The sequence below is a fragment of the Thalassobaculum salexigens DSM 19539 genome (genome assembly GCF_000423805.1).
Classification (GTDB): Bacteria; Pseudomonadota; Alphaproteobacteria; order Thalassobaculales; family Thalassobaculaceae; genus Thalassobaculum; species Thalassobaculum litoreum.
The window spans coordinates 415,477-434,396 of sequence record NZ_KE384095.1 but is presented as its reverse complement, the minus strand read 5'-3'; the positions used below and the strand labels follow the sequence as shown (position 1 = coordinate 434,396).

The 18,920-nt window shown below is 66.8% G+C and carries 22 protein-coding genes; 9 read left to right on the top strand and 13 right to left on the bottom strand.

Going from position 1 to position 18,920, the window contains the following annotated elements; genetic code table 11:
* Window positions 1-7: 7 nt before the first annotated feature.
* Window positions 8-607 (bottom strand): imidazoleglycerol-phosphate dehydratase HisB, encoded by a 600-nt coding sequence (gene hisB / locus G578_RS0122420; protein WP_028796134.1) that lies wholly within the window; start codon window positions 605-607, stop codon window positions 8-10.
* 175 nt (window positions 608-782) lie between these two features.
* Here hisB and hslV point away from each other — a divergent pair, with 175 nt between their 5' ends.
* Together hslV and hslU are read left to right on the top strand one after the other, a co-directional pair.
* Entirely contained in the window at window positions 783-1,328 is a 546-nt protein-coding gene (gene hslV, locus G578_RS0122415) for an ATP-dependent protease subunit HslV (RefSeq protein WP_028796133.1), read from the top strand.
* Complete coding sequence (hslU, locus tag G578_RS0122410; RefSeq protein ID WP_028796132.1) at window positions 1,325-2,638, top strand: ATP-dependent protease ATPase subunit HslU; 1,314 nt, start codon at window positions 1,325-1,327, stop codon at window positions 2,636-2,638. Before hslV ends, hslU begins: the two co-directional genes overlap by 4 nt.
* 44 nt (window positions 2,639-2,682) lie before the next feature.
* Here the strand turns inward: hslU and G578_RS0122405 are convergent, their stop codons facing one another.
* From G578_RS0122405 to G578_RS27755, 5 genes are read right to left on the bottom strand one after another with little or no spacing between them, the layout of a single operon-like run.
* On the bottom strand, window positions 2,683-3,036 hold the full coding sequence (locus G578_RS0122405) for a helix-turn-helix domain-containing protein (protein ID WP_028796131.1): 354 nt from the start codon (window positions 3,034-3,036) through the stop codon (window positions 2,683-2,685).
* Window positions 3,033-3,674, bottom strand: coding sequence for a Smr/MutS family protein (locus G578_RS0122400; RefSeq protein ID WP_028796130.1), 642 nt, complete (start codon window positions 3,672-3,674; stop codon window positions 3,033-3,035). Before G578_RS0122400 ends, G578_RS0122405 begins: the two co-directional genes overlap by 4 nt.
* A 16-nt stretch (window positions 3,675-3,690) precedes the next feature.
* Complete coding sequence (locus G578_RS0122395) at window positions 3,691-4,380, bottom strand: LutC/YkgG family protein (protein WP_028796129.1); 690 nt, start codon at window positions 4,378-4,380, stop codon at window positions 3,691-3,693.
* Window positions 4,377-5,825 (bottom strand): LutB/LldF family L-lactate oxidation iron-sulfur protein, encoded by a 1,449-nt coding sequence (locus G578_RS0122390; RefSeq protein WP_028796128.1) that lies wholly within the window; start codon window positions 5,823-5,825, stop codon window positions 4,377-4,379. Before G578_RS0122390 ends, G578_RS0122395 begins: the two co-directional genes overlap by 4 nt.
* A gap of 3 nt (window positions 5,826-5,828) precedes the next feature.
* A complete protein-coding gene (locus G578_RS27755; RefSeq protein WP_084619120.1) occupies window positions 5,829-6,671 on the bottom strand; it encodes a (Fe-S)-binding protein in 843 nt (280 codons plus the stop codon).
* A 296-nt stretch (window positions 6,672-6,967) separates the two neighbouring features.
* On the opposite strand from G578_RS27755, the gene G578_RS0122380 reads away from it, so the two are divergent.
* On the top strand, window positions 6,968-8,185 hold the full coding sequence (locus G578_RS0122380) for a pentapeptide repeat-containing protein (RefSeq protein WP_028796127.1): 1,218 nt from the start codon (window positions 6,968-6,970) through the stop codon (window positions 8,183-8,185).
* A gap of 331 nt (window positions 8,186-8,516) precedes the next feature.
* On the opposite strand, the gene rho is transcribed toward G578_RS0122380, so the two are convergent.
* The 3 genes from rho to hemE all read right to left on the bottom strand — a co-directional run bounded on the left by rho (window position 8,517) and on the right by hemE (window position 11,436).
* On the bottom strand, window positions 8,517-9,776 hold the full coding sequence (gene rho / locus G578_RS0122375) for a transcription termination factor Rho (protein WP_028796126.1): 1,260 nt from the start codon (window positions 9,774-9,776) through the stop codon (window positions 8,517-8,519).
* Between the two features lie 199 nt (window positions 9,777-9,975).
* On the bottom strand, window positions 9,976-10,407 hold the full coding sequence (gene hemJ / locus G578_RS0122370; protein ID WP_028796125.1) for a protoporphyrinogen oxidase HemJ: 432 nt from the start codon (window positions 10,405-10,407) through the stop codon (window positions 9,976-9,978).
* Between the two features lie 6 nt (window positions 10,408-10,413).
* Window positions 10,414-11,436 carry a uroporphyrinogen decarboxylase gene (gene hemE / locus G578_RS0122365; protein WP_028796124.1) on the bottom strand — a complete coding sequence of 341 codons (1,023 nt, stop codon included), beginning with the start codon at window positions 11,434-11,436 and terminating at the stop codon, window positions 10,414-10,416.
* Between the two features lie 411 nt (window positions 11,437-11,847).
* Between hemE and G578_RS0122360 the strand changes: the two genes are divergently transcribed.
* From G578_RS0122360 to dnaQ, 4 genes are read left to right on the top strand one after another with little or no spacing between them, the layout of a single operon-like run.
* The gene (locus G578_RS0122360) at window positions 11,848-12,675 is read left to right on the top strand and encodes a pyruvate, water dikinase regulatory protein (RefSeq protein WP_028796123.1); all 828 of its coding nucleotides are present in this window, start codon (window positions 11,848-11,850) and stop codon (window positions 12,673-12,675) included.
* Window positions 12,668-13,309, top strand: a complete 642-nt coding sequence (locus G578_RS0122355) for a Maf family protein (protein WP_051245173.1) — start codon at window positions 12,668-12,670, stop codon at window positions 13,307-13,309. The genes G578_RS0122360 and G578_RS0122355 overlap by 8 nt, the downstream gene beginning before the upstream one ends.
* Complete coding sequence (coaE, locus tag G578_RS27750) at window positions 13,306-13,983, top strand: dephospho-CoA kinase (protein WP_038015699.1); 678 nt, start codon at window positions 13,306-13,308, stop codon at window positions 13,981-13,983. The genes G578_RS0122355 and coaE overlap by 4 nt, the downstream gene beginning before the upstream one ends.
* On the top strand, window positions 13,917-14,627 hold the full coding sequence (gene dnaQ, locus G578_RS0122345) for a DNA polymerase III subunit epsilon (RefSeq protein WP_028796121.1): 711 nt from the start codon (window positions 13,917-13,919) through the stop codon (window positions 14,625-14,627). The genes coaE and dnaQ overlap by 67 nt, the downstream gene beginning before the upstream one ends.
* Before the next feature lie 23 nt (window positions 14,628-14,650).
* On the opposite strand, the gene secB is transcribed toward dnaQ, so the two are convergent.
* Genes secB through G578_RS30075 form a run of 3 tightly spaced genes read right to left on the bottom strand, consistent with a single transcriptional unit; the run spans window position 14,651 to window position 16,372 of the window.
* Window positions 14,651-15,145, bottom strand: coding sequence for a protein-export chaperone SecB (gene secB, locus G578_RS0122340; protein WP_028796120.1), 495 nt, complete (start codon window positions 15,143-15,145; stop codon window positions 14,651-14,653).
* A 51-nt stretch (window positions 15,146-15,196) separates the two neighbouring features.
* Window positions 15,197-15,754, bottom strand: coding sequence for a histidine phosphatase family protein (locus G578_RS0122335; RefSeq protein ID WP_028796119.1), 558 nt, complete (start codon window positions 15,752-15,754; stop codon window positions 15,197-15,199).
* 6 nt (window positions 15,755-15,760) lie between these two features.
* Entirely contained in the window at window positions 15,761-16,372 is a 612-nt protein-coding gene (locus G578_RS30075; RefSeq protein WP_051245172.1) for an FxsA family protein, read from the bottom strand.
* Window positions 16,373-16,559: 187 nt separating this feature from the next.
* On the opposite strand from G578_RS30075, the gene G578_RS0122325 reads away from it, so the two are divergent.
* Both G578_RS0122325 and mltA read left to right on the top strand, forming a co-directional pair.
* The gene (locus tag G578_RS0122325; protein WP_028796118.1) at window positions 16,560-17,237 is read left to right on the top strand and encodes a Tim44/TimA family putative adaptor protein; all 678 of its coding nucleotides are present in this window, start codon (window positions 16,560-16,562) and stop codon (window positions 17,235-17,237) included.
* The gene (mltA, locus tag G578_RS0122320; RefSeq protein ID WP_028796117.1) at window positions 17,221-18,441 is read left to right on the top strand and encodes a murein transglycosylase A; all 1,221 of its coding nucleotides are present in this window, start codon (window positions 17,221-17,223) and stop codon (window positions 18,439-18,441) included. Before G578_RS0122325 ends, mltA begins: the two co-directional genes overlap by 17 nt.
* A gap of 3 nt (window positions 18,442-18,444) precedes the next feature.
* On the opposite strand, the gene G578_RS0122315 is transcribed toward mltA, so the two are convergent.
* A complete protein-coding gene (locus G578_RS0122315; protein ID WP_028796116.1) occupies window positions 18,445-18,822 on the bottom strand; it encodes an MmcQ/YjbR family DNA-binding protein in 378 nt (125 codons plus the stop codon).
* Window positions 18,823-18,920 lie beyond the last annotated feature (98 nt).

The following is an 18,920-nucleotide window of genomic DNA, read 5'->3' as shown; positions in this document are numbered from 1 at the left end:
GGCCGCCTCAGTCGCTCCGCAGCGCGCCCTTGGTCGACGGCACGGCGTCGGCCTTGCGCGGGTCGATCTCCACCGCCGCGCGCAGGGCGCGGGCGAGACCCTTGAAACAGGTCTCCACGATATGGTGGCTGTTCTCGCCCTTGAGGGTGTCCACATGCAGGGTGGCGCCCGAGGCCTGGGCGAAGGCGCGGAACCACTCCTTGAACAGTTCGGTGTCGAAGGTGCCGACCTTCTGGGTCGGGAACGCCACGCCCCACGACAGGAACGGCCGCCCCGACAGATCGATCGCCACCCGGGTCAGCGCCTCGTCCATCGGCAGCAGGCAGGAACCGTAGCGGGTGATGCCACGCCGCTCGCCCAGCGCCTGGGCGATGGCGGAGCCCACCGCATAGCCGCAATCCTCCACCGTGTGGTGATCGTCGATATGCAGATCGCCCTCGGCCTTCACGGTCAGGTCGATCAGGGAATGGCGCGACAGCTGCTCCAGCATATGGTCGAGAAAGCCGATCCCGGTCGCCACGTCATAGGCGCCCGATCCGTCCAGGTCGACGGAAGCGGAAATGCGGGTCTCATTGGTGTTGCGCTCCACGCGCGCCGTGCGGGCCATGCCACCCTCCCTGGAGAATGGCGGCTGTTTAGCAGGAAGGCCGGCCAGGTGCCAGTCTAAGGCGCCCGCCAGACTTGCCCGGCAGACTTGCCCGGCAGACCGGCCCGCCAGACTTGCTTGAACCGCGCGCGCCGGACATTACATTCGCCTGACCATCGGAATAAGGCAGAATCCCATGAGTGACGATCCGACCCAGTGGCACGGCACGACGATCCTGGCCGTGCGCAAGGGCGGTCGCGTCGTCGTCGCCGGCGACGGGCAGGTGACGTTCGGCAACACCGTGATGAAGGCGACCGCCCGCAAGGTGCGCCGGCTGTCCGGCGGCAACGTGATCGCCGGGTTCGCCGGGGCCACGGCCGACGCCTTCACCCTGTTCGAGCGGCTGGAAGCCAAGCTGGAGCAGCATCCGGGTCAGCTCACCCGCGCCTGCGTCGAGCTGGCCAAGGACTGGCGCACCGACCGCTACCTGCGCCGCCTGGAGGCGATGATGGCCGTAGTCGATGCCGACGTGTCCCTGGTGCTGACCGGCACCGGCGACGTGCTGGAGCCGGAGGACGGGCTGATCGGCATCGGATCCGGCGGATCCTACGCGCTCGCCGCCGCCCGGGCGCTCGCCGACCGGGACGACATGGACGCCGAGGCCATTGCCCGGCGCGCCATGGCGATCGCCGCCGACATCTGCATCTACACCAACGACAACGTAACCGTCGAAGGCCTATGACCGACTTTTCCCCCCGAGAGATCGTCTCCGAGCTCGACCGCTTCATCATCGGTCAGAACGACGCCAAGCGCGCCGTCGCCATCGCCCTGCGCAACCGATGGCGCCGCCGCCAGCTGGACGAGGGCCTGCGCGAGGAGATCCTACCGAAGAACATCCTGATGATCGGCCCGACCGGCGTCGGCAAGACCGAGATCGCCCGCCGGCTCGCCAAGTTGGCGAACGCGCCGTTCCTGAAGGTGGAGGCGACCAAGTTCACCGAGGTCGGCTATGTCGGCCGTGACGTGGAGTCCATCATCCGCGACCTGTTGGAATCCGCCATCACCATGACCCGCGAGCGGATGCGCAAGGAGGTCCACGCCAAGGCCGAACTGCAGGCCGAGGAGCGGGTGATCGACGCCCTGGTCGGCGACAGCGCCAGCCAGGAGACCCGGCAGAAGTTCCGCAAGATGCTGCGCGAGGGCCTGCTTGCCGAGCGCGAGATCGAGATCGACGTGACCAGCGGCGGCGGAGCGCCGGGCATGCCGACCTTCGACATCCCCGGGATGCCCGGCGGCCAGCTCGGCGTGATGAACCTGAACGACATGCTGGGCAAGGCCTTCGGCGGCCAGAGCAAGCGCAAGCGGATGAGCGTGCCGGAGAGCTACGAGGTCCTGGTGCGCCAGGAGGCCGACAAGCTGCTCGACGAGGAGGCGGTCACCCGCGAGGCGATCGAGCTGGTCGAGCAGAACGGCATCGTGTTCCTGGACGAGGTCGACAAGATCGCCCGCTCGGAGGAGCGCAGCAGCGGCGATGTCAGCCGCGAGGGCGTGCAGCGCGACCTGCTGCCGCTGATCGAGGGCACCACCGTCGCCACCAAGCACGGGGCGGTGAAGACCGACTTCATCTTGTTCATCGCGTCGGGCGCCTTCCATCTGGCCAAGCCGTCGGACCTGCTGCCGGAACTGCAGGGCCGCCTGCCGATCCGGGTCGAGCTCCAGGCCCTCACCCGCGACGATTTCCGCCGCATCCTGACCGAGCCGGAAGCCAGCCTGGTGACCCAGTACAAAGCGCTGATGGGCACCGAGGACGTCACCCTCGACTTCACCGACGATGCCATCGAGGCGCTGGCCGACATGGCGGTGGAGATCAACCGGACCGTGGAGAACCTGGGCGCTCGGCGGCTGCACACGGTGCTGGAGAAGCTGCTGGAGGAGGTCAGCTATACCGCCTCCGACCGCGGCGGCCAGACGGTGACGGTGGACGCCGCCATGGTGCAGGAACGCGTCGGCGAACTGGCGAAAAACGCGGACCTGAGTCGGTTCATTCTCTAGCAAATTCCGCTCATTCCGATATCGGAATGAGCCCTCCCGTCGCCTTACGGATCCCGCAGCTCGGCCAGCAGGGTGTCGATCCGGCTGTCGTCCAGCTCGCGGATCCGCACCGCCAGCAGGTTCGCCAGTTCGGTCGCCTTGGGGCTGAGACCGCCGGTGTCCAGCACCACGCGCGGCCGGGAGATCTCCGACAGGCGGCGCAGCTCCTCGGCCTCCTCCCAGTCCAGGTTCAGGCAGGCGTTCACCAGCTCCAGGAAGCCGGAGCGGGGCCGCGCCCGCTTGCCGTGCTCGACGGCGGAGAGATAGGCCGCCGACACGCCCAGACCCTCGGCCATGACGGCCAGGGTCAGGCCCCGGGCTTCGCGCAGATCGCGCAGGCGCCGGCCGAGCGGGGTCACAGCTCGTCCATCCCGCCGCGGGTACGGTCGCGGCGGCGGCGCAGCAGCACGTACCACGCGCCCTTGCCGCCGTCCTGCGGCTGGGCCGGCGTAAAGGCGAGGATGCGCTCCTTGTTGGGATAGTCGCCGAGCCAGCCCGGCAGGGCCCGGCGGATCACGCCGATCTCGCGTTCCTCGTGGCCCCATGCCGGACGCTGCCAGTCCGGACGCCCCTTGCCGGTGATCACCAGCACGCAGCGACGGCCCAGCGCCTCCTGACGGGCGAGGAAGCCGTTCAGCGCCACATGCGCCTTCTCCCGCGACAGGCCGTGCAGGTCGATCCGCGCCTCGATCGGCAGCTGTCCCCGCTTCAGCCGCAGCTGCAGCCGCCGGTCCATCCCCGGCGCGCCGCCATGGGTGTGGTCCTGCAGATCCGAGGGAACGATCTCCGGCACCGTCTGCGGCGGCGGCGCCGTCGCCGCCCGGCTGTGTCCTGCAGGTTTCTGCAGGGTTGGGGGCTTTTCCGGTACCGGCTCCGGGAGCGGTTCGGGAGCCACTGCGTGTTCCGCGTGCCGGTCGCTCTCGATCCGCGTCGCGTCCTTGAGAACCTTGCCGAACAGATCCAGTTCGTCCGTGGTGGGCCGCCGGGGTTTGCGCACGCCGGCCGTCCCCGCCTCAGTCGGCGACGATGATGACGTGCAGGCGACGCGGCCCGTGGGCGCCCATCTGAATCTTCTGTTCGATATCGCCGGTGCGCGACGGCCCGGTGATCAGGTTCACCGTACGCGGCATGGTGAAACCGTCCCCCTCGGCCTTCGCCCGGGCGGTGCGGAACCTGGACCAGGCGTCCTCCAGCGGGCCGACTACCTGGCTGCGGCGCAGCACGGCGATGTGGTTCTCCGGCAGGAAATTCAGCCCCGTCGGCGTGGTCGCGTCGGAAGTCAGCATCAAGGTGCCGGTCTCGGCCACCGCGGCGAAGACGGGCGTTACGCTGGTGTCCTCCGACCCGTCGGAGGTCCCGGTCTTGACCTCCAGGGTCGGGGTCTTCGACCAGTCCAGACCGTCCGACAGCGCCGGGGCCTGCACGAGGCGGGCCGGCAGGTTCTCGCGGGACAGATAGGCGCGCACCGCCTCCGGCACCGCGTCCAGGCTGTCCACCTCGTCGACCGTGCAGGCGAACTCCCGCGCCTTGTCGGCGAACAGCGCCGTGAGGCCGGCCGTGTCGCGTCCGGCCGTGCGGTCCGGGATCAGGTTGCGCTGCGGCTGGGCCAGGCGCTGACGCAGCTGCGCCGCCGGCTCGCCGGACAGCGCCTCGCGGCCGAGCGACTTGCGGATCGAGCCGAGAATGTCGTCGCGCGCGCTCATGCCCGATCTCCCTTGGCCCGATCTCCCTTGGCCGCCTGCCGTTCGCGATAGAGATCGTGGAACGTCTTGCCCTCTGGGGCCGGCATGTCCCGCACGGAGGTCCAGCCGCCGGCCAGCGGCAGACTGGTTAACCGCCCGTTAACCTTCCCGAGCCGACCCAGAACCCCCGACGCCAGCCGGGTGGCGAGCCGGTACAGCTTCGGACGCGTAGCGAAGTAGGACCATACCGACAGCCCTACTCTAGCCTTCTGAGGTGAAAGGCCTTTTTCGAATTCGCGCTGGCGGTAGTGACGCATCATCTTCGGTAGCGGGATGCGCATCGGGCACACGCTCTCGCAGCGTCCGCAGAAGGTGGAGGCGTTCGGCAGGTGGCCGGCTTCCTCCACCCCGATCAGCGACGGGGTGAGCACCGACCCCATCGGCCCCGGATAGACCCAGCCATAGGCATGGCCGCCGACCGCGGCATAGACCGGACAGTGGTTCATGCAGGCGGCACAGCGGATGCAGCGCAGCATGTCCTGGAACTCGGTGCCCAGCATGGCGCTGCGGCCGTTGTCCAGCAGGACGACGTGGAATTCCTCCGGCCCATCCCTGTCCTCCGACCGCTTCGGTCCGGTGGAGAAGGAGGTATAGACCGACATCTCCTGTCCCGTCGCCGAGCGGGCCAGCAGGCGCAGGATGGTGGAGGCATCCTCCAGGGTGGGGACGATCTTCTCCAGGCTGGCGATGACCACATGGGCCTTGCCCAGCAGCTGGGTCATGTCGCCGTTGCCTTCGTTGGTCACGATGACCGTCGAGCCGGTCTCGGCGATGAGGAAATTGGCGCCGGTGATGCCGACATCGGCGGCGAAGTACCGGTCGCGCAGCTTGGCGCGCGCCTCGTCGGTGAAGTCGCGGGGCTCCTCCAGCCGGCGGTCCGGATCGAGGTCCTTGTGCTCGCGGCGGAAATCCTCGGCGATCTGCTCGCGGGTCACGTGGATCGCCGGCGCGATGATGTGGCTCGGCGGCTCGTGGCGGAGCTGGATGATGTACTCGCCCAGATCAGTCTCGATCGGCTCGACGCCGTTCTCCTCCAGGTAGTCGTTGAGGCCGATCTCCTCGGCCACCATGGACTTGCCCTTGGTGACGGTTTTGGCTTCCCGCCGCTTGCAGATCTCCAGGATCTTTTCGCGGGCCTCGGCCGGGGTGCGGCACCAGTGCACGTGGCCGCCATTGGCGGTGACGTTCTCCTCGAACCGCTCCAGGTAGAAATCCAGGTTCGCCAGCACGTGGTTCTTGATGTCGCGGCCGGCATCGCGGAGCCGCTCGAATTCCGGCAGGCCGGCGACCGTGCGCGCCCGGTTCTCCTGGAAGCCGGACTTCACGTTCAGCAACGCCCGCTGCAGGGTGGCGTCGTTCAGCGCCTTGTGGGCGTTGTCCTTGAAGTTCCTGGACGTGGACTGCATGGCTCAGCGCTCCTTGTTGGGCAGGGAGGCGGCGGGGTCACCGATGGCGGGCGTGTCGGTCATCCCGGCCAGCACCTCGGCCACGTGGCGCACCTTGGTCTCGGCCCCCAGGCGCTTCAGCTTGCCGGCCATGTTCAGCAGGCAGCCCAGGTCGCCGGCCAGCAGGGTGTCGGCGCCGGTGGCGACGATCTCCTCGGCCTTGTTGGTGACCATCTTGTCGGAGATCTCCGGGTATTTGACGCAGAAGGTGCCGCCGAAGCCGCAGCACACCTCCGCCCCCGGCAGTTCGGTGAGCGACAGGCCGCTGACCCCGGCGAGCAGGCGGCGCGGCTGGACCTTCACCTCCAGCTCGCGCAGGCCGGAGCAGCTGTCGTGATAGGTGACGGTGCCGGCCATCGCCGCATCGACCTTGGTGACGCCGAGCACGTCGACCAGGAAGGAGGTCAGCTCGTAGGTCCGCTTGGCCACGTGCTGGGCGCGCTGGGCCATGGCCGGGTCGTCGGCGAACAGCTCCGGGTAATGCTCGCGGATCATGCCGGCGCAGGAGCCGGACGGGGCGACCACATAGTCCAGCCCCTCGAAGGCTTCCACAACCTGGGTGGCGACGGCGCGGGTGTCCTTGTTGTCGCCGGAGTTGAAGGCCGGCTGGCCGCAGCAGGTCTGGGCCGCCGGCACGACGACGGTGCAGCCGGCATCCTCCAGCAGCTTGAGGGTGGCGAAGCCGATGGACGGCCGGAACATGTCGACCAGGCAGGTGACGAACAGCCCGACCCGCGGGGATTTGGCCGGCGCCGTTGGGGCGGACGGGCTTTGCGGATCGGACTCAGGCGGCTGGGGATGGGCCATCGACGCCCCTTCGCAGGCGGTGAACGGTCAAGCCTTTGAGCTATCACGGGGGCGGGGGAGCGACAAGGTGCGGCGGCGGTGTTGGGGATGTGCGGCATGCCTGCGCGGCACCCTCCCCCTTCCCTCACTCCCCGGACTTGGTCCGGGGCGATCCCTGCCACTTAGAGGACATCGCGGATTTTGTGAAGACGCCCGCACAAACTTACCGGATTGCAATGTCACTGGCCTCGAAGTGAGGGGGAGCTGGGGCAGCACCCTGCTTGTCGCGAGAGAAGGGTTTCCCATAGATTGCATGGATGGCTGATTTCACACCGCACGACGACGAGACCAACCCGTTCAAGCTAGCCGCACGGAGCCGCTGGCTATATCTCGCACGGATGGGAAAAGAGGCCTGGAATACCTGGGCTACTGCAGAATTAGAGAAGCCTTCGGAGGACCGTACCGATGTCATTCTCTCAAACGAGAGAATCGATGTCGCTGACTTTCGAGGATTTATTTTCCCTTCAGACACATACTTCGAATCTTCAGAATTTTTTAAAGGTACGTACTTCACCGCAGCTAAGTTCTATGGCGCCGCCTACTTTAGCAAAGCCAAATTTTATGCGAGTGCGAACTTCAGAATAGCCAATTTCTTCGACAACGCTTCCTTCGGTTTGGCCCAATTCTCCGGTGATGCGATTTTTGGCGGAACTACATTCATGACAGACGCCAGCTTCAGAGAGGCCACGTTCACCGCAGATGCCGACTTCGGCGCGGCCAAATTCTTGGCCGAAGCTTACTTTATCAAGGCCACGATGAAATCCATTTGGCGGATGAGTCAGGCTCGGATAGTGGGTACTTTGGATGCGCAAACTGCAGATATCAATGGACATGCACTATTCGCAGAGATCGATTTCCAAATCCCACCGGACTTGACCTCGACTTCTTTTTCACAACCGCCGTCGTTTCTTGGATCTACTTTCCGTTACCCTTGCTCGATCCGGGTTTGGGGCAAATGCGACATCCCGGATGGCGAAGCTAGGTTCCGGCGACTGAAGCAGCTCGCTGCCGATACCCACGATCATGAGCTGGAACTCCGGCTCTTTGCCCTGGAAACAAAGGCAAAGCGGTTCCATACGCTCAAGCTGGCCGATCCGCGCCACTGGCCGGGTCTCGTCCTGAATTTCGCGTATGGTTGGTTCTCGGACTTCGGGCAGAGCGTGCTGCGCCCGTTAGGATGGCTCCTGCTGACCGTCGGACTGGCGTTCAGCACGTTCTGGTCCGCCGCACCTGCCGCCACATCCCTGTGGGTTTCCGCGGTCGCCACCGGCGTCAATGTCGTTCCCTTCGCCGGGCAGGTGGTCCTTGGCCGGGAGATCATGACCAAAGGCCTCTGCCCGACGCCGGAAACCGATGTCGGCCACCTCGACTGCCTCACCACCCTCTACACGATCAGCGCGGTGGAAGGGGTCTTCGGGCTGATCTTCCTGTTTCTGATCGGCCTCGGGCTGCGGAACCGGTTCCGGATCAAGTGACGGCCGGGGAGGCTCGACACCAGCATCGCCTTCTTCTTCCACTCCCCGGACTTGTTCCGGGGTGCACGTGTTCACCCGTCGAGACGGATGGGGATAGCTCCTTAGCGACCGTACCGAGCCATGCGTAGGCCCCGGAACAAGTCCGGGGAGTGGGGGAGAGGAGGGGGAGGGGACCGTCATCGCCACGAAAAAGGCCGACCCCGAAGGCCGGCCCGTTCCAGAATTCTGTCCGATCCGCCCGACTCATGATCCCGCCCCGGATCAGGTCCGGGGTCAGCAGGATGACGGCGGGCGTATGACATGACGGGGGAAGCCGGAGCTTCCCCGTCCCTCAGGAATTCATCTGGTCGAAGAAATCCTGGTTGGTCTTGGAATGCTTGAGCTTGTCGAGCAGGAACTCCATGCCGTCGACCGTGCCCATCTGCATGAGGATCCGGCGCAGGACCCACATCTTCGACAGGGTCGCCTTGTCCACCAGCAGCTCTTCCTTACGCGTACCCGACTTGGTGATGTCGATCGCCGGGAAGGTGCGCTTGTCGGACAGCTTGCGGTCGAGGATGACCTCGGAGTTACCGGTACCCTTGAACTCCTCGAAGATGACCTCGTCCATGCGCGAGCCGGTATCGATCAGCGCGGTCGCGATGATCGTCAGCGAGCCGCCCTCCTCGATGTTGCGGGCCGCGCCGAAGAAGCGCTTGGGACGCTGCAGGGCGTTGGCGTCGACACCACCGGTCAGCACCTTGCCCGAGGACGGCACCACGGTGTTGTAGGCGCGGGCCAGGCGGGTGATGGAGTCCAGCAGGATGACCACGTCGCGCTTGTGCTCGACCAGGCGCTTGGCCTTCTCGATCACCATCTCGGTGACCTGCACGTGGCGCGAGGCCGGCTCGTCGAAGGTGGAGGAGATCACCTCGCCCTTCACCGAGCGCACCATGTCGGTCACTTCCTCCGGCCGCTCGTCGATCAGCAGCACGATGAGGTAGACCTCCGGATTGCCCTGAGAGATGGCGTGGGCGACGTTCTGCAGCATCACCGTCTTACCGGTGCGCGGCGGCGCCACCATCAGCGCGCGCTGGCCCTTGCCGAGCGGCGCGATCAGATCGATCACCCGGGAGGTGAAGTCCTTGTTCTCCGGCTTGAAGTCGGGCTCGAGCTTCAGCTTCTCGTTCGGGAACAGGGGCGTGAGGTTGTCGAAGTTGATCCGGTGACGGACCGCTTCGGGATCCTCGAAGTTGATCTGGTTCACCTTGAGCAGGGCGAAGTACCGCTCGCCGTCCTTCGGCGCGCGGATCTGGCCCTCGACCGTGTCGCCGGTCCGCAGCCCGAAACGGCGCACCTGGCTCGGCGAGACGTAGATGTCGTCCGGTCCCGGCAGGTAGTTGGATTCCGGCGCGCGCAGGAAGCCGAACCCGTCGGGCAGGATCTCGAGCACGCCCTGGCCGGAGATCGGAACGTCGTTTTCCGCCAACTGCTTGAGGATCGCGAACATCATGTCCTGCTTGCGCAGCGTGCTCGCGTTCTCGACTTCAAGCTCCTCGGCGTAGGCGAGGAGATCGGCGGGGGTTTTCGCTTTGAGTTCTTGAAGATTCATCTGCTGTGGATTGCCTTCAGGGAAGGGACCGGAACGCGCCCGACGCAAAGGGTTTTCGTTTTACCCATGGGCCCGTCCATACGGGGGCCGTCTGCAACACATGCAATGTTCCGGAGAAAAGCGGTCGCGGCCGGCGACCGGAAACAGGCCTTACCCGACCCACCGGACGGTGTCAACGCCGTTAACCGTACGACAGGTCTTAAAACGGTTTCGTGATCACCAGGAAGACCACGACGACCATGAGTAACGTGGGGATTTCGTTGGCGATTCGGTAGAACCGCGTCGAATTTCCGTTCTCGTCGGCCGCGAAGGCCTTGCGCCACCGCCCCATCATGTGGTGCGTCGCGGTGAGCACGAGGACCAGGAACAGCTTCGCGTGCATCCAGCCGTCCTCGAGCCAGCCCGGGGTCATCCAGAGCATGGCCAGGCCGAACACCCAGGTCGCCATCATCGCCGGGTTCATGATCGCCCGGTACAGCCGGCGCTCCATGACCTTGAAGGTCTCCGAGGTGACCGAGCCGGGCGGTTCCGACGCGTGATAGACGAACAGCCGGGGCAGATAGAGCAGCCCCGCCATCCAGGAGATGACGCTGATCACGTGCAGCGCCTTGACGATGCCGTACCAGTCCATGGCCGCTCAGCCCCGGATCTGCTTGAGCAGGGCCGTCACATGCTCCGGCGGGGTCTGCGGCACGATCCCGTGGCCCAGGTTGAAGATGAACGGCCCGCCGGACAGCGCCTCCAGGATGCGGTCGGTTTCCGACCTCAGCGCGTCGCCGCCCGTGACCAGGGCGATCGGATCGAGGTTGCCCTGCACCGGCAGTTCGGCCTGGAGCGCGCAGGCCATGGCCAGCGGGATGGCGCTGTCCAGCGCCAGCGCGTCGATCCCGGTGGCTGCCGCATAGTCACGGGTCATCGCCCCGGCGCCGCGGGCGAAGCCGATCACCTTGACCTCGGGATGCAGCGCCTTCAGCCGGCGCACGATCTCGGCCGTCGGCTCGACCACCGCGTGGCGGAAGACGCTCTCCGGCGCCGCCCCGGCCCAGCTGTCGAACAGCTTCACCACCTGGGCGCCGGCGGCCACCTGGCGGTCCAGATAGGCCACGGTGGCGTCGACCAGGAGGTCCATCAGCTTGGCGAAGCCCTCCGGACGGCCATAGGCCCAGCCTTTGAGCTTCGCGTAGTCGCGGCTGCTGCCGCCCTCGACCATGTAGGAGGCGACGGTCCAGGGGCTGCCGGCGAAACCGATCAGCGCCACCTCCTTCGGGAGCGCTTCATGGAGACGGGCGACGGTCTCGTACACATTGCCGACCTTGGCGTGGAACGCATCAGCGTCGAACGGCGGGATCTCGGCCTCGCTCTCGATCGGATCGAGGACCGGTCCGCGGCCTTCTACGAACTCCAGGCGCCGGCCGACCCCATAGGGCACGATCAGGATATCGGAGAACAGGATCGCCGCATCGAAGCCGAAGCGCCTGATCGGCTGCATCGTCACTTCGCAGGCCAGTTCCGGATTCAGGCACAGATCGACGAAACCGCCGGCCAGTTTCCGGGTTTCCTTGTACTCGGGCAGATAGCGCCCGGCCTGGCGCATCAGCCAGACCGGCGGCGGCGATCCGACCCGACCGTTCAGCGTGTCCAACAACGGGATGCCCGACATGCTTCGCTCCCTCACGTTCTGCACAACTTCTCTACCTCATTACTCTTTTTAAAAGATAGGGAGTTGAAGTGGTTGGGGGGTGGAAACCTGGGGATCAAATCCGGTCCACCGCTCATCCACAGACTTGTCGGCGACGTGATTCCGCTCCGGCCCATGGGGAGCGATCCGGTGACAGGCCCGCGCTGTGCCGCGGCTACCCTGGCCGTGACGGCGGAATTGAATCATGGGGATAACGGGGACAGTCTGGTCAAGTGTGCGGACGGTGACGTTGTCCCGTCGCCCCGATAAACTTGTCCACCCCCGGACAAGCGGGGGCAGTGAATCGAGGTGATCCTTGAGCAATTTCGACGCCGTCGGTTTCGGCCCGACTTATCCCCCTGCTCGCGGCAGTTCTCCCCAGGGTGTCGGTGGATGAGTTCGACCGATATTCTCCACCTGCATCTGGTGTCCGACGCCACCGGCGAGACCAATCACCAGATCGCCCGCGCCTGCCTGGTGCAGTTCGAGGATGTGCGCGCGAAGGAGCATGTCTGGTCGCTGGTGCGCACCGGCAGCTATCTCGACAAGGTGATCGCCGGGGTGGAGGCCAATCCGGGGCCGGTGCTGTTCACCCTGGTCGATCCGGACCTGCGCCGGCGGCTGGAGGAGGCCTGTCGGCGGATCGAGGTGCCGTGCCTGCCGGTGCTCGACCCGATCGTGATGACCCTGGCCAACTACATGGGGCGGGAATCCCATCCCCGCCCGGGCCGCCAGCACGAGATGGACGCCGCCTATTTCAACCGCATCGAGGCGATGGACTTCACCCTGGCCCATGACGACGGCCAGCAGGTCCACGACCTGGAGGAGGCGGATATTGTCATCCTCGGGGTGTCGCGCACGTCGAAGACGCCGACCTCGCTGTATCTGGCCAACCGCGGCTACAAGACGGCGAACGTGCCGATCGTCCCGGACGTGCCGCCGCCGGACGAGATCTTTCATCTGAAGCGGCCGCTGGTGGTCGCCTTCACCACCGACCCGGCCCGGCTGATCCAGGTCCGGCGCAACCGGGTGCTGATGCTCAAGCAGCGCGAGGAGACCGACTACGTGGCGATGGAGCAGGTGCGCAAGGAGGTGGCGGAAGCCCGCCGCATGTTCGTGAAGAACGGCTGGCCGGTGATCGACGTCACCCGTCGATCGATCGAGGAGACGTCCGCGGCGGTGCTGCAGCACCTTGAAGCGCGGGAGACCGGCAATGTCTGAGGCGCTGGGTCCGACCCTGCTCGGAGCGTCCGCCGGATCGGTGCCGGTGGTGCTCGCCTCGGGCAGCCGGTTCCGTGCCGAGCTCTTGCGCAATGCCGGGGTGCCGTTCTCGATCGACGTACCCGGCGTGGACGAGGGATCGGTGCGGGACTCCCTGCGTGCGGAGAACGCGACCACCGAGGACGTGGCCACCGTCCTGGCCGAACTGAAGGCCATCGCGATCTCGCGGAAACATCCCGACGCCCTGGTCATCGGCTCGGACCAGATGCTGGATTGCGGCGGCGTGTGGTTCGAGAAGCCGGTGGATCGCGACCATGCCCAGGCCACGCTGAAGGCCCTCTCCGGCAAGACCCATCGCCTGGTGACGGCTGTGGTCGTGGCCCGGGCCGGCAGCCGGATCTGGCACGCGATGGACAGCGTGACCATGCGGATGCGCCCGCTCTCCGACGGGTTCATCGACCAATATCTGGATGTCGTCGGCGAGGACGTCTTCGCCTCGGTCGGCGCCTATCAGTTGGAAGGCCTCGGCGCGCAGCTGTTCACCGGGGTCGAGGGCGACTATTTCACCGTGCTGGGATTGCCGCTGCTCCAGCTGCTCGAGTATCTGCGGACCCACGGTGTGCTGGCGCGATGATCGTCATCGGCCTGACCGGCTCGATCGGCATGGGCAAGAGCACGACGGCGACCATGTTCCGGCGGCTCGGCGTTCCGCTGCATGATTCCGACGCCGCCGTTCATGCGACGATGCGCCGGGGCGGTGAGGCGGTGGCCGCCATCGCGTCGGCGTTTCCCGACGTGGTGCGGGACGGGGCGGTCGACCGGGCCGCGCTCGGCGCGCGGGTGTTCGGGGATGCCGCGGCCCTGCGCCGGCTTGAATCGATCGTCCACCCGATGGTGGGGGCGCGGACGCGGCGCTTCCTGAGCCTGTCGCGCCGGCATCGGCGGTCCATCGTGGTGCTGGACGTGCCCTTGCTCCTGGAGGGCAACAGTCATCGGCTGTGCGACCTGGTCGCCGTGGTCAGCGCGCCCGGATTCATCCAGCGCCAGCGGGTTCTGGCCAGGCCCGGGATGACGGACGGGCGCCTGGCAAGTATCCTTGCGAAGCAAATGCCGGACGCGGAGAAGCGCCGCCGGGCCGACCGGGTGATCCCCACCGGGCTCGGCCGGGCCTTTACCATGCGGTCGGTCAAACGGCTTGTGGCCGGGCTCCGGCGGGACCCAGCCTACGGAAAGAGGATCGCATGCGGGAAATCGTGCTCGATACGGAGACGACGGGCCTGGACCCCGAGACAGGGGACCGGGTCGTAGAGATCGGCTGCCTGGAGCTGATCAACCACGTACCGACCGGCCGCACGCTGCACCATTACTTCAACCCCGAACGCGACATGCCGGAGGAAGCCTTCCGGGTGCACGGCCTGTCGGCGGAGTTTCTCTCAGGCCATCCGACCTTCGGCGTCCTGGTGGACGAGGTGATGGAGTTCCTGGGCGACGCGACCCTGGTGATCCACAACGCCAGCTTCGACATGAAGTTCCTGAACAAGGAGCTGCAGCTTCTCGGCCGGGCGCCGATCCCGATGGACCGCGCCCTGGATACGGTGGCGCTCGCGCGCCGCAAGTATCCGGGTGCGCAGGTCAGCCTGGACGCCCTGTGCCGTCGTTTCGAGATCGACAACTCGAACCGGACGCTGCACGGGGCGCTGATCGACGCCGATCTGCTGGCCTCGGTCTATCTGGAGCTGATCGGCGGGCGTCAGCCGGATCTGATGGCGCCGCCGGCGGAGGACAGCAAAGGGGGCTCGGCTTCCGGAGGAGCGCCCAAGACCGTCGAGAAGATCGAGCGGGTCTACCGGGAACCCCGGCCCCACGCCCCGAGCGCGGAGGAGGCGGCGGCGCATGCCGCCTTCCTGGAGAGGATCAAGAACCCGATCTGGAGCGGCGGCGCCGCCGAGTAAGTGGCGCGGCCGGTCAGGCCCCGTCAGGCCGAGGCCACCGGCGCGCCGATCGAGGATTCCTTGCTCTGGCGGTACATCGACGCGAAGTCAACCGGCTGGATCAGCAGCGGCGGGAAGCCGCCGTCGCGGGTGGCGTCGGCCACGATCGCCCGGGCGAAGGGGAACAGCAGGCGCGGGCATTCCACAAGCAGCACCGCGTGCAGCGAGTCCTCGTCCATGGCCTGAAGCTTGAACAGGCCGGCATAGGTCAGATCCGCGAGAAACAGCGGATCCTCTTCAACCTTTGCGGTGGCGGTGATCTTCAGGACCACCTCGAAGAGTTCGTCGTCCTTTGACACCTTGGACGCCTGGACGTCGACATTCACGTCTATCCGCGGCTGCGAGCTCTGCGGACGCAGGCTGGAGGGCGCGCGCGGATTCTCGAAGGAGAAGTCCTTGATGTACTGCGCGTTGATCTGCAGCGGCATCGACGTGGCCTGCATCGGCTGGGGCTCGGTGGCGAGAGGGGTGTCGGACATGAGGTATCCCGGGTCTAGCGTCCGCCAGCGGACAGAATGGTTGCGGCTTCGCTAACACGACTGCGAGGTGTGGACAATAGTGGCGGCCAGCGACCGGTCCAGCGACAGGAGCGTTCCGTTCGGCACCGTCATGCCCGTCAGGCCGCGGATGAAGGCCCAATGGGTGACGAAAACCGTGTCGTCCCAGCGCTCCGCGGCATTCAGCTTCTCGCGGAACGCGGAGCAGCGCAGCCCGAGCTCCTCCTCGTTCTCTCCGCCGGCCGGCCACCACTGCTCCGGCAGATCGCCGAAGGCGATGGCGGGCCAGTCGACACGCAGACGGGAGGCCGGGGTGCCGATATCGCAGACGAACCAGCATCGCTCGCGCACCAGTGGCTCGATCTCGATGGGCAGGCCGAGCCGGCCGGCGACGATCTCCGCAGTCTGCAGGGCGCGCCGGTAGGGGCTCGCCACCACCCGGCTGATCGGCCGTCCCTCAAGCCGGTCGGCGGCGGCGGCGGCCTGGACCCGGCCGGACTCGGTCAGAGCCGGATCCTCGATGCCCGGGTCGACCCGGGTCTTGGAGAAGTGGACGTTGAACTCGCTCTCTCCGTGACGCAGCAGATACATGGCCGGTCAGTCCCGGGGCCGGTCGAGGGTCGGCCGGACGCTGTCGGATCCGGCTTCGCCGGACGGGGTGTCGTCGGGCGAACTTTCGTCCTGCGTCGGGCGGTCGGAGAGGTCTTCGTACTCGCCCTCGATGATGTCACCGCGACCGCCCGGTGCGCGTCCGCCGCCAGGTCTCCCACCAGGTGCGCCGCCGGGTCCGCCACCGGGTCCTCGGCCCCCAAACCCGCCGCCGCGCAGGTTGACGAACACCGTCGTGCCGCCGCGCGCGACGAGATAGGCGATGATCATCCCGGCCAGCCAGCGTCGCAGGGGCGGGATGAACAGCAGAAACCCGAGCGCGTCGGTCGCGAAACCCGGGATCAGCAGCAGAAGACCGGCGAACAGCAGGCCAAAGCCGGAGACGGCCTCCACGGCCGGCGTTTCGCCCCGATCGATATGGCCGCGCAGCCGTTCCAGGGTGGCGAGACCCTGAATTCTGAACAGCACCGTGCCCAGCACGGCGGTCAGAATGATGAGCGCGATGGTCGCCGCGGCGCCGATTTCACCGCCGACTTCGATGAGAAGCCAGAGTTCCACCGTCGGCACGCCGATCAGAATCAGGAGAATGACTAAGCCCATGCTTGCCCTTCGGATATCAAGGCCCTATCTACACCGAAGGCGTCGGGATGCAATCCCGATGGCCGTCGAAGCGATGCCCGCATCCACATGGATGCACCGGCGCCGCGACCGCCGTGGCGACCGCTGTCCGGGGCGGGCACTCTAAACGGGCGGGTGCGGCTCGGTCCACCCGGAGGGCGCAACAGGTATGGGATCCAGTTTTCCACTCTTCGAAATCATCCTCTACGCGATGATCGCCGGGTTTTTGATCTTAAAGCTGCGCAGCGTTCTCGGCCGGCGTACCGGCAACGAGAAGCAGCGGCCGGATCCGTTCAGCGCTCCGCCGGCCGCCAATGAGAGCGAGCAGGACAATATCATTCCGCTGCCCGACCGCGCCGCCAAGGAGCCGGACGACATCGACGAGCGGGATCCGCTGACCGCCAGCCTGATGCGCATCAAGCTGGCCGACGACAGCTTCGACGATAAGGAATTCGTCGGCGGCGCCCGCGGCGCGTTCGAGATGATCGTCCAGGCCTATGCCGCCGGCGACGTCGACACCCTCAAATCCCTGATCTCCGGCCCGCTCTATGGCGGGTTCGTCCAGGCGATCGAGGAGCGGGAACAGGCCAACGAGACTCAGGAAACCACCATCGTCAGCTTCCGTTCCGTCGAGATCACCGGCGCCGAGCTGGATGGCCACGAGGCCCGGGTGACCGTCGAATTTGTCACCGAGCAGGTCAAGGTGACCCGCGACGCGGCGGGAACGGTGGTCGACGGCGATCCCGACAAGATCGAAGTCCTCACCGACATCTGGACCTTCGAGCGCGACGTCCGGTCCAGCGATCCGAATTGGGAGCTGGTCGCCGCCCGTGTCCCCGAGGAATAAACCTCGCCTCCGGGCGCTTGCGGCCTCGCTGCTGCTGGGTGTCCTTGCCGCATGCTCGGCCGATCAACCGCCCGAGACCGCCGATGGTGGGACGCTGCTGCTGGCGCGTGCCGGCTTCTCCGACCTGCCGGGCTGGACCGAAGACGACGTGGCCGCCGCGGTGCCGGCCATGCGCCGGTCCTGTTCCCGGATGCTGCGCGGCGAGGACGCCAAGCCGCTGACTCCTGGTCCCCGTTTCGGCACCATCGGCGACTGGCGCGCCGCCTGCGCGGCGATGGAACGGCTCACGCCCGGCGACACCGCCGCGGCGCGCGCCGTGTTCGAGGAGCAGTTCACAGTCTGGCGGGCCTCCGACGCCGTGCCGAAGGACGATCTGTTCACCGGCTATTACGAGCCGGAGCTGCGCGGGGCGCGGCGACCGGACGCGACCTATGGCGTGCCGCTCTATCCGCGGCCGGGCGACCTGGTGCTGGTCGATCTGGGCGATTTCCGCGAGAGCATGAAGGGCGAACGGATCGCCGGTCGGCTCGAGGGGTTCCGGCTCAAGCCTTACGACAGCCGGGCCGAGATCGATACCGGCGCGCTCGACGGTAAGGTGCAGCCGATCTTCTGGCTGGCCGACCCGATCGACGCTTTCTTCCTGCATATCCAGGGCTCCGGCCTGATCCGCCTGCCCGACGGCACCCGCACCCGGGTGGGCTATGACGGGCATAACGGCCACATCTACTTCCCCATCGGCCGCCACCTGATCGGCGAGGGGCATGTCCCCAAGGAAGAGATGTCGATGCAGGCGATCCGCACCTGGCTGGAGGCCCATCCGGGTCAGATGCAGGCGGTGATGAACCTCAATCCCTCGTACATCTTCTTCCGCGAACTGACCGGCGACGGCCCGATCGGCGCCCAGGGGGTGGCCCTGACCGCCCAGCGCTCGCTCGCCGTCGACCGCACCAAGCATGCGCTCGGCGTGCCGATCTGGGTCGATATCGACTACGGGGACGATGGTGGGCTGCGCCGTCTGATGGTCGCCCAGGATACCGGCGGCGCGATCCGCGGTCCGATCCGCGGAGACTTCTTCTGGGGTTCCGGCGCGGCGGCCGGGGACAAGGCCGGGGCGATGGCGGCCAGCGGCCGGATGTGGCTGCTGCTGCCGGTCGGCGTCAACCCCAACGCCGTCCCGCCGGCGGGCTCCGCCGCCGCGGGCTGACGATCAGTCCTGATTCAGGCCGAGCGCGCGCTGCAGTTTCTTCGTGAGGTTGCGGGACGCCAGCCGGTGGGATTCCGCCAGATAGGCCTTCAGGTCGGCCTCCCCGAGGCCGGGGTCCTCGTACTGCTGGATCCATTTCATGCCACGGGAGGCCAGATACGGCGCCGGGCGCAGCCCCGGTTCCTCGCGCAGCATCTCATAGGCGATGGGCGAGACCTTGAAGGTGTAGCCCGGCTGGCTCCCATTGCCCAATCCGGCGATGGCGAAGACCTTGCTCTGCTCGGCGTTGCCGACCTTCCACACCGTCGAGCCGCCCCATTGCACGACCTGGAACGTGGCGGGCAGGGAGGCGCAGAAGGCATTGAAGGAGTCGCGGGTCATCATGGGCGCCACGCTATCGCGATCGCCGCGAGACCGCCAGCGGGCCGAGGCGGAGAGGGTGTGGAGACGGATTGTAGGGGATGCAGGGTTTGCCCCTG